A 10,006-nucleotide genomic window follows, 5' to 3' on the forward strand; every position below is an offset into this window, starting at 1 on the left:
GTGCGAACCTGGCACAGAGCCACCCAAAATTACCTCTCAAGCCCCTATACAGGGGGGCGTTCGAGAGAAAGTTCGCCGCGATACTCACAAATTCGCGTCAAAATCCCGATATATCATCCCTGGCTAATTTAAGAGCCGGTCAGGGCCAAGAGTCAAGCACAATTAACGGTTGCTTAACCTTGACGACCGCAACATGGTTAACGGCTTTGGCCGGATCCCCTCCGACTGCCTCGACCCGTCGGTGAATTTCCAGCACCGAAGAGTTTGCCGGCTCGCCGCCAGACTGACTGCTCGGTAGCGGCTATTCCTCCCCCGATACGCATTAGGTTAACCAAATCTCAAGAATCATATTCAACAAACAATTAATTTAGTTGACGCTAAGAAAGCATTAGCTAATTCTATCCTGGGATTTTGGGAGCTTCCAGCCACCTTGTCGGCGGAAGCCCAAAGTGGCGGGCGAGTAAGTGTATGAGTGCTTCCGTGCATGATGGCGTCGTCGGCCATAAGAGCCGACGGGCGCATCGATCTGAGGCGGCTCTGGCAGTCACTGCGCAGAAGGGACCCTTTCTGGTGCCCGTGCTGTCGGCCTTTCAGCAATGGATCCTGAGACTGGCGCTGGCTTTCTGGTTCTGCACACTTGGGTTTTTCTGGATCTGGTGGCTGAAGCCGGAGCATGTCGAACATCTCGGGCCATACACGTTCGCAACACTCATCCTGGTATGGCTCACGCTCATGCCGTTGTACTTTCTATTGAACGTGCATGCGTCGAAAAAACCGTCCAAGCTTCACACGATCCCGAAGCGTTCGCGGGTCGCGATGGTGGTCACCAAGGCCCCCTCCGAACCGTTTGCCGTCGTTGCGCGCACGCTCGAAGCGATGCTGGCACAGGATTACCCGCACGATACCTGGCTGGCCGACGAGGATCCCTCCGAAGAGACAGTTCGCTGGTGCGACGCTCACGGCGTGATGATTTCGACGCGGCGCGGCAGGCAAGACTATCACCGCACGACATGGCCACGCCGGACGCGCTGCAAGGAAGGCAATTTGGCGTTCTTCTACGACCACTATGGCTACGAGCGTTACGATTTCGTCGCCCAGATGGATGCGGACCATGTACCGACGCCAACCTATCTGAGGGAGATCCTGTTTCCCTTCGCCGATCCCTCGGTTGGCTATGTCTCGGCGCCGAGCATCTGCGACAACAACGCCGCCGAGAGTTGGGCGGCGCGCGGCAGGCTGTTTCCGGAAGGGATGTTTCACGGACCGCTGCAGTCCGGCCATACGGGCGGTGGAGCTCCGCTCTGCATCGGCTCGCATTATGCCGTGCGGACCAAGGCGCTGAAGCAGGCGGGCGGTCTCGGTCCTGAACTGGCGGAAGATCACTCCACCTCCATGTTGATCAACGCGGCCGGATGGCACGGCGTGCATGCGCTCGACGCCATCGCCCATGGCGATGGCCCGCAGACCTTCGCCGACCTCATCACCCAGGAATTCCAGTGGTCGCGCAGTCTGATGACGATCCTGCTCGAATATTCGCCGAGCTATCTCCCAAAGCTGTCGCCGCGGCTGAGATTCCAATTCCTCTTTTGCCAGCTCTGGTATCCGCTGTTCGCCGTCTTTGCGTTGCTGATGTACGTCATGCCGGTCTATGCGCTGTCTACCGGGCGCAACTTCGCCAATGTCATGTATCTCGACTTTTTGTTCTACTATCTGCCGAACGCGGTCGCGCTGGTTGGCCTGGTGATGCTGCTGAAGGCGTTCGGCCTCTCGCGCCCGATGACGGCCAAGACGATCAGCTGGGAAGGCACGCTGTTCCTCTTCTTCGCGCGTTGGCCTTGGGTGCTGGCCGGCACGTTGTCGTCGATCCGCGACTATCTGACCAAATCATTCGTCGATTTCCGCGTCACGCCCAAGGGCAGCGGCCCCAAGCACCTTCTGCCGGCTCGCGCCCTCACTCCCTATGTGGCGCTGGCCATCGGCGCGGCACTGCCTGTCCTGCTCGTTGAGCACCCCTTCGATGCCACCGGCTTCTACTGGTTCGCCGCCTTCAACGCCTTCCTCTACGGGCTGCTGGTTGTTGTGATTGTCGTAAGGCACGTCATCGAAAACAGGATTCCGTTGCGCGCCAATGCGGCGAAAGTCGCCTTTCAGGGGTCGCTTGCCGTGCTGGCGCTGATCGTGCCCGCCGCGGGCTTCTACGATCGCGGCATGGAAGGCGTCTACGGACTGCAGCAGGGCGCCGGTGGCCTGCGCATCGTGCGCATCGCCTATGTGGTTTCCGGCGCCGGCCAGGGCAACATCGGTGGCCGCAATTTCTACTTCGATCCAGGTTGGGAAACGCGGCGCTGAATGCTGGAGGCGTCCGCGTAGCGGGCCGGCACTCTGGACGGCTGCAGGCACGAGCCCAAAGATCAAACTTTAATTATATCCGATCGATTGCCGAAAGGCCGCGTTCATCGTGTCGTTTGCATGATCTTTAATAAGTTTCCCCTAATATACAATCCATGATGTGAGCGGCGATAGGCTGCTCGCGTGGCGCGGAAGCCAAAAAAGCAAATAGATCTCCGCGCTGCAACGAATTATATTCGTGGTAGGGGACAATGATGAACAAAGGTATGGAAAGAAGGGCAAGGATCGGCGCGAAATATGCTTGTGCATTTGCCGCCGTTGCATTGATCTCGATACTCTCAGGTTGCCAGAGCAAGGACGCGACCAAGACCAGCTCGATCGGCACAAAGTCCGTGGTGCATACGCTCGGCAAGAAGGTGCACGACGTCAAGAAGAAGCGGCTGCATCTGTTCAACCGCAAGCCGCTCACACAGACGACCATGGTGACGCGTACGAGGGAGGAGGCCTATGCGGCCTTCGTGCGGCCGCAGCGGGTCGGAAGGCCGGCGCCGGTGAAGGTCTCCTACCGTCTGGGCAATGGCGGCCCGTTCCTTGGCCGTTCGCCTTGGATTTGTGGCCCGAGCGGTTTCGGCCAGCGCGCCAGCTGCCGTTCGCGCTACTAGACCATCAGACCTAAAAGTGGCGGCGCGATTTGAATGAAGGATCCGCCGCTCTTGTATTCGCCAGGGGGCGCGAGTCGAGGGCGAGAGGTTGGCGCAGACGTTGCGCCTTGCCTCTTGCCCTCAGGCCGCCATTCCTGGGATCAATGAACCCTGCCAGTCCGCCGTCGGCCTGAAACCAAAATCCCTCCCAGCAAGCTATCGATGAAGCCACTGCCCCGGTCAACGCTGGGGACGGAGAGCCTCGATGGCGTCCCGATCACCTCATGATGGCCGGCTCGGGCGGAGCCAGCCGTCATTGTCACTGCGCGCCGGCTGTGGCCGCGCGACATAGGCCGATGCTCCATTCGCTTCGTGATAGACCCGTGCCAGCATTTCAGCCAGTACGCCCGACGTCACCATCTGCACCCCGGCGATGAGCAGGAAGAAGCCGGTGAACAGCATCGGTCGCGTTCCAATGTCTTCGGCGAAAAGCAGCTTCAGGCAAAGCAGGTAGGCAAGGATCAGCGAACCCAGAGCGCCAAGCACGATGCCGATGCCGCCGAAGAAGTGCCCGGGCCGCGTGCGATAACGCATGAAGAAGTACATGAAGACCAGATCGAGCACGACCCTGAAGGTGCGCGAAATGCCGTATTTGGATTGGCCATGGATGCGGGCGTGATGCGTCACCACTTCCTGCGCGATGCGTCTGGGGGTCGTCACCGTGGCCAGCCATGCCGGGATGAAGCGGTGCATCTCGCCATAGAGCTTGACGCTGCGGATGACGTTGCCGCGATAGACCTTGAGGCTGCAGCCATAGTCCTTGAGGCGCACCCCGGTGACGCGCGCGATCAGCGCGTTGGCGATGCGCGAGGGCAGCCTGCGCATGAAAAAACCTTCCTGGCGATCCTTGCGCCAGCCCACCACCAGGTCGAGATCCTCGCTCAACAGGCGGTAGACCATACGCGGAATGTCGTAGGGATCATTTTGCAGGTCGCCGTCGATCGTGGCGATGACGTCGCCGCGCGCTGCGTCGATACCGGCCTGCATCGCGGCGGTTTGCTTGTAGTTGCGCACCAGCTCGACCGCATGCACATGCGGGCCGTAATGCGCCGCCAGGCGCCTGATCTCGCTCACCGTCGCGTCGGTGCTGCCGTCATCGACCAGCACGACCTCCCACGGCTGGCCGTAGCGTTCCATCGCCTGGTGAATCCGCACCAGCAGCGGTTCGACGTTCTCGGCCTCGTTGTACATGGGCACGACGATGGACAGTGTATGGTCCGGCATCACCGCGCCGTCAGGCAGTCCCGAAGCAGGGATGGGCAATACGCTCATAGGGATGGCTTCCTTGCAGGGCCGACGGCCGGGTTCCCCGGCAGTGTCGATTTCGAGGGAAACAGCCAGGCGATCGCACCCGTGGCGATTGCCGAGCAGAAGATGAACAGATGCAATGCCAGCGCTGCCTGAAGGCCGCTCTTCATGGCAATGCCGGAGGTGAGCAGCGCCGCCGCTGCACCCGCTTCGTAGGTGCCGAAGCCGGCGACGCCTTGCACCGGTAGTATGGCGGCGCCTTCGGCCCCGACGACGCCTGGAAAGGCGGTCGAAAAGGATGTCCCCAGTAGCATTGCCAGCAACCATCCCTGCACAGTGAGCTTCAGCGACCAATTGGCGATCGTCCACCACCAGCCATAACGCGATCGGCCGGTCGCCTCGGTGAAGACATCGCGCAGCCTGCCGAGTTTCGCCACGATCTTGCCGCGGCCTGCCCAGTCATGCGGCGCACGCGCCCAGCGCGGCAGGTACCAGGCGGCAGCGATTACCGCGGCCACGCCCGCGATTCTTATCGCCGGATGCAGGCCCGGCCACACAGCCAGGGCCAGCACGCCGACGACGAAGGCGTCCTGCAGCCTGAACCACAGCAGCGAGGCGCTGGCACGCATGATCGGTATGCCGAAGACCTGGCGCAGGAGCAGGGGAAATGCCGTCTCGCCGCCGCGGAAGGGCACGACGTTGATCATCGCATTGTGGATCAGAATGACGCGCAGGCAGGCGCCGAAACGGCCATGCACCTCCTCGCGGAACTCGTCGCAGACGCGCAGCGCGCGCAGCACGTAGGTGACGAACAGCGCAAGCGCCACGGCCGCGAAAGCGCCGGGCGTGATGCTCGCGAAAGCATCGCCCACCATCTTCCAGCGCGAGTCGCTGGCGACCCACGCTAGTAGGGCCAGGGTCACGATTATTGAGATTGCTCTTTTCAACCAATTCTCCGCCGGTTTCCACCGCCGAGTTCAAATGGCAGCACCGCGTGGTGCCCGAGTATCCCTACCGCCATCGGGGATCGGTTCGCCTGGCCCACCGGCTTGCCGAGTTTCGGCAGGAGAACGCGACCGCCGAACCGTCGGGACAATATCCTGTCCAAGGCCCACAGCCCCAGACTGTCGCGGTTCTATGGACGGCTGATCCTATAGACCAGCAAATCGTCCGAATCCACAAGCTTGGTTGCGGTCTTGCCGAGATAGTCGATGACCCCGTCATGATGCTCGAGGAACAGCCGGTCCTGCTTGTCCGCGGCGTTCTTGGCCGTGCCGAACAGGTCCGCGCCTTGCGCGCGCAATTCCTCGAGCTGCGCGATCGCGGTGGCATCGTCCGCTACGAATTTCGACCATTCGACATCGCCGCCGCCAGGCGGGAACACCCAGCCGCGCGCTCTGCTGTAGTAGACGGCGACGGGATCGCCGACCTCGGGCGCAATGGCGACGACGAGGTCGCCCGGCTGCGCTAACCGCGCCAGTTCGTCGCCAAGCAGCTTGCCATTCATGGCGATCGGCGTCTTCATTGTTCTGACAAGGGGAAAAGTCGACCAGACCAGCGTGACGGCCGCGATGCAGATCGCGCGCAGCACGACCGCCGGGGACAAAACGGGTCCCGATGCAAGCGTTGCCAGGAGAAACGCGCCGCGGCCGCAGAACATCGCGAATGGCACATGGAAGATGTGGTAATTCCAGGGATTGCTGGTGATCTCGCGCGCTGCCGCCAGATAGATGACGATGGCCGCAGCCAGCCAAACATAAGGGATGGCCGAAAGAGTGCGTTGCTTGGGGTCTTCGACGGGTCTGGGCGGCAGCCAGAAGCCGATCGCGATCAGCACCATGAACGGATAGCCGTAGAACCACCAGACTGAGGTGTTCCATACGGATTTGAAGTAGAAGCTGTTCCTGAAGAATGTCCAGAAACCGGAATCCCAGATATAGCCGCTGCCCGCGACATGAAACGGCGGATAGCTGCGGCCGAGATAAATGGCCCAGCTGAAATAGGCGCCGATGATGGCCAAGCTCAAAAGCCCCAACAGGAAGACCTTGGCCGCCTGCTTTCGCTTGTTCTCAAGAACCCAGGAAACCATGAGGTAGAAGATGACGGCGCCGGCGGCGAGGCCCGGCGGCTTTGCCAGCACGCCGAGCGAGAAGCTCGCCGTGGCAAGCGGCAGGAGCCAGCCGCTGCCGCCGGCCCAGTATTTCGCGAACAGCCAGACGCCGAGCGTCACCAGGGCCAGCATCGCGGGATCGGGAAGAAACGAGCTGTCGATCATGATCGCCGCCGGCATCAGCGCGTAGGCAAGCGCCGCGGCGTGAGCGTGGGTCTCGTCCCAGCATAACGCCGTTAGCCTGTGCAGCGAAAACACCGTCACCAGACCGAAGAAGGCCGCTACCATGCGGCCGAACCAGTCGTGCCAGCCGAAGAGTTGATAGAGCAGGGCGGTCAGATAGCTGACGATCTGGAACTCGCGGCCCTGATAACTTGGCCCGGGTCCGGTCCAGCTGACCTCCGGAAAGAAGATGTTCCAGCTGCGCTGCTGGAAATTGTCGGCCATCATTGCCGTGCTTACCTCGCGCCAGCTGAAGGCATCGACGAGTGGCAAGGTGATGTTGTGGAACCTGAACACGACCGCAATGAACAGGATGCCCAGCAATATCGCCATGTTGGGGCTCAGGGTGCTGCTAGCAGCCATCTCCCGGTCGCTTGACTGCAGGTATTGCTGACCTTCGGCCTGATTCAACTCCGGGTCGTCCGTCATTTGAAACCGCGTCCTCCCTAACGTCTGCGGATGTTGCTTTTGAGCGCGATTGTCGGAGGTGGAGGAATATACGACGCAATTCTTAATTTTGACGATTGCGGCTGCGTGTGTCTCGAATAGTTGTTGTTTATCCGCTTGGCGAAGGTTGACATCACCGTTCTCGCGACTGTTAAATAGTTTCCTAGGCTGTCAGAGCGCTGATAGTGCTACCTTGGGCCAAACAGGCATGCGCACGCCAATTGTACCGACAGATCTGACCAGATTGCCGCCGCTTTGCGTCGACCGTCGGCAACACAGACCCCGTCGGTTCGCAAGTTGCACGCAGCTTATGTTTCTCCTGGCTCTCTGCGGCCAGACGGCGCTTTCGGGAACAGCGCACGCGGCTGCCGCCAAAGACAGCGGACCGGCGCAAGCGGTTGTCGCCACCGTTCCGACTGCCTACGAGCTGTCGCTTCTTTACGCCGATCGCACATGGGTGTGGAAAAACGGAGCAGCCTATTTCGCACAGGGCAATCGACGCCTCGAGGCCTGGACGTCCGGGCCGGACACGGCATCTTTCGCGGCGGGCAGATGGCTGGTCACCAGCAACGGTAAGATGTGCATGGAACTCGCCTGGCGGTCGAAGGGCTACACCGGCAAGCAAAAACGCACCTGCTACAGCCACCGGATTCAGGGCGGGAACATCGAGAAACGCGAGGATCCGGATGGGGAATGGTACAGTTTCAAGCGATCTCCCGAGGATGCTTCCGACGAATACCGGAAATTCGAAGTCGGTAACCCGAAGGGCGCGCAGTTCGAAGAGACCCGCAAGCTGGTCGATTCCAAAAATTAGGTACGCAGCCGACCCATCCTGACGAGTTGAACAAAATCACTCAATCCCGCTTTCGAGAGCGGACTGCAATTGCAAGGCACCTGTCAGGGATCTGGCGAATCGCTTATGGTAAGACATCAAGCAGTTCGGCTGGAGCCGTAGGCGCGCGGATCGCTGGTTGATGGCATCCAACTTTATCTGACAGAACGACGAGACGATGGGCCCTACCATACGGTTTTGATGAAATTTAATAATTAGTGATGTCTAATATTTACGAGTGATGTGCGAGTGGTCACTCATGCGGCGTGAGAGCGGCGAAGCATAGTATGTCGCGATGCGCCCTTGGCTTATACTTGATAGCAAGGGACACATGATGAACAATTCAGCGATGGGTGCAGTCAACCCAAGCAAAAATATCGTATCTATTAGAAATATCGTGGTTATCGTTGCGGCCGCGGCGATGATCTCTGTGGTTGCAGGGTGTCAGAGTATGGATGCGACCGAAACCAATTCGGTCCTCGTCAAGCCTGTGGTCCACGCCATCCGCAGCCAGCCCGTGCAGGCCGGATTTCTCGTGCGCTCGCTCCGGGCCGACCTTCCGATCCAGATGACAAGCACAACAGGAACCGAAAGTGCCTACGCCTTTGCACCACCGCAACGGATCAGAGCCAGCACGCCGGCGCCGGTGAAAATCTCGTTCAATCCTGGCGATGGCGGCACGTTCTCGGGCGGCTCGCCTTATATCTGCAGCCCTAGCGGGTTTGGCCAGCGCGCGAGCTGTCGCCCCCGCTATCTCTGACCCGTCGAGCGGCGACCGACGTTGCCGCCCTGGCTGGCGGCAGTTTCATTGGCCTGGTCTTCAGTCCGAAAAAAGGAGCGGCCGTCCTGACAATCGTGTCGATGTCTGAAAGTTCCGGCACAAAGCCAAGATGTTCGCGTGCGCTTCCCGGATCGGCGTAGAGCTCCGCCGGATCTCCGGCGCGCCGGCTTCTGAACACTGCCGGTACCGGTCTTGACGTCATTCGGCCGACCGCCTTAACGATTTCCTTGATGGAGACGCCTCGCCCGGTGCCGAGATTGACCGCCAGGCTTTGCCCGCCACCCTCGAGATGCATGAGCGCTTTCAGGTGGGCGCGGGCCAGATCGGTGACGTGGATATAATCCCTTACGCAGGTGCCGTCCGACGTGTCGTAGTCGGTGCCGAAAACCTCGATCGCGTCGATGATGCCCGATGCGGCCATGAGCACTCTGGGAACCAGGTGGGTTTCCGGCGAATGCCACTCACCAAGCTCGCCGTCGGGATCGGCGCCACAAGCGTTGAAATAGCGCAGGATAGCAAATTTCATTCCATACGCGGAAGCATAGTCGCCGATGATCTGTTCGCCCATCAGCTTGGAGCGCCCGTAAGGGCTGATCGGATTTTGCGAGGAGGTCTCGCGAACGGGCAATACTTCCGGCACGCCGTACGTCGCACAGCTGCTGGAGAAGATGATGTTTTCGACCGAACAAGCGCGTGCGGCATCGAGCACCGCGATGGTGCCTGTCACATTGGTTGAATAATATTCGGCCGGCTCGCGAACGGACTCTCCGACATAGGCCAGCGCCGCAAAATGGATCACAGCCGTCGGCCGGTGCGTTTCCATCGCCCGCTTCAATGCATCCCGATCCCGGATATCGCCGACGACAAGCGGGCCCCAGGCGACGGATCTCTCGTTGCCGCGGCTCAGATTGTCGAAAACCACCGGCATGTAGCCGGCGGAGGCCAGCTGCTTGCAGGTGTGGCTGCCGATGAAGCCGGCTCCACCCGTCACCAGGACTGCCGGCCGGCTCATGAGGCGGCAGCTCCTCTGGCAATGCGGTTTCCGTAGAGCAGGGTGTCAAAATACTCGACGGTGCGCGCGAGCCCTTGGCTCAAGCTGATTTTCGGCTCCCAGCCGAGATTGGCCTTGGCAAAAGAGATGTCCGGCTTGCGCTGCCTGGGATCGTCGACGGGCAGCGGCCGATGCACGATCTTCGATCGGGCGTTGGTGTAATCGACGACCAGCGTCGCCAGTTCCATGATGGTGAATTCGGCAGGGTTGCCGAGATTGACCGGGTGGGTGGGCGCGCTCGGCGCGTTCATCAGCCGGACAAAGC

At 60.6% G+C, this 10,006-nt stretch carries 8 protein-coding genes and 1 pseudogene; 4 read left to right on the top strand and 5 right to left on the bottom strand.

Features of this window, described 5'->3' with window-relative positions:
* Positions 1-468 precede the first annotated feature (468 nt).
* Positions 469-2,349, top strand: coding sequence for a cellulose synthase catalytic subunit (locus EN893_RS07220; protein WP_127267683.1), 1,881 nt, complete (start codon positions 469-471; stop codon positions 2,347-2,349).
* A gap of 251 nt (positions 2,350-2,600) precedes the next feature.
* On the top strand, positions 2,601-3,011 hold the full coding sequence (locus tag EN893_RS07225) for a hypothetical protein (RefSeq protein ID WP_164748862.1): 411 nt from the start codon (positions 2,601-2,603) through the stop codon (positions 3,009-3,011).
* 261 nt (positions 3,012-3,272) lie between these two features.
* On the opposite strand, the gene EN893_RS07230 is transcribed toward EN893_RS07225, so the two are convergent.
* The 3 genes from EN893_RS07230 to EN893_RS07240 form a co-directional block, all read right to left on the bottom strand.
* Positions 3,273-4,274, bottom strand: coding sequence for a glycosyltransferase family 2 protein (locus EN893_RS07230; protein ID WP_236383117.1), 1,002 nt, complete (start codon positions 4,272-4,274; stop codon positions 3,273-3,275).
* 44 nt (positions 4,275-4,318) lie between these two features.
* The gene (locus EN893_RS07235; RefSeq protein ID WP_127270649.1) at positions 4,319-5,245 is read right to left on the bottom strand and encodes a lysylphosphatidylglycerol synthase domain-containing protein; all 927 of its coding nucleotides are present in this window, start codon (positions 5,243-5,245) and stop codon (positions 4,319-4,321) included.
* A 188-nt stretch (positions 5,246-5,433) separates the two neighbouring features.
* A complete protein-coding gene (locus tag EN893_RS07240; RefSeq protein WP_127270647.1) occupies positions 5,434-7,059 on the bottom strand; it encodes a glycosyltransferase family 39 protein in 1,626 nt (541 codons plus the stop codon).
* 328 nt (positions 7,060-7,387) lie between these two features.
* Here EN893_RS07240 and EN893_RS07245 point away from each other — a divergent pair, with 328 nt between their 5' ends.
* Together EN893_RS07245 and EN893_RS07250 are read left to right on the top strand one after the other, a co-directional pair.
* Positions 7,388-7,891 carry a DUF995 domain-containing protein gene (locus EN893_RS07245; RefSeq protein ID WP_127270645.1) on the top strand — a complete coding sequence of 168 codons (504 nt, stop codon included), beginning with the start codon at positions 7,388-7,390 and terminating at the stop codon, positions 7,889-7,891.
* A 349-nt stretch (positions 7,892-8,240) separates the two neighbouring features.
* Positions 8,241-8,669 carry a hypothetical protein gene (locus EN893_RS07250; protein ID WP_236383104.1) on the top strand — a complete coding sequence of 143 codons (429 nt, stop codon included), beginning with the start codon at positions 8,241-8,243 and terminating at the stop codon, positions 8,667-8,669.
* Here EN893_RS07250 and galE read toward each other — a convergent pair.
* Positions 8,623-9,702 carry a UDP-glucose 4-epimerase GalE gene (galE, locus tag EN893_RS07255; RefSeq protein WP_127270642.1) on the bottom strand — a complete coding sequence of 360 codons (1,080 nt, stop codon included), beginning with the start codon at positions 9,700-9,702 and terminating at the stop codon, positions 8,623-8,625. The genes EN893_RS07250 and galE overlap by 47 nt on opposite strands.
* Positions 9,699-10,006, bottom strand: a pseudogene (locus EN893_RS07260) (SDR family NAD-dependent epimerase/dehydratase); the annotation flags it as partial. The pseudogene EN893_RS07260 and the gene galE, both read right to left, overlap by 4 nt.

The organism is Mesorhizobium sp. M7A.F.Ca.CA.004.04.2.1 (assembly GCF_004022825.1).
GTDB lineage: Bacteria > Pseudomonadota > Alphaproteobacteria > Rhizobiales > Rhizobiaceae > Mesorhizobium.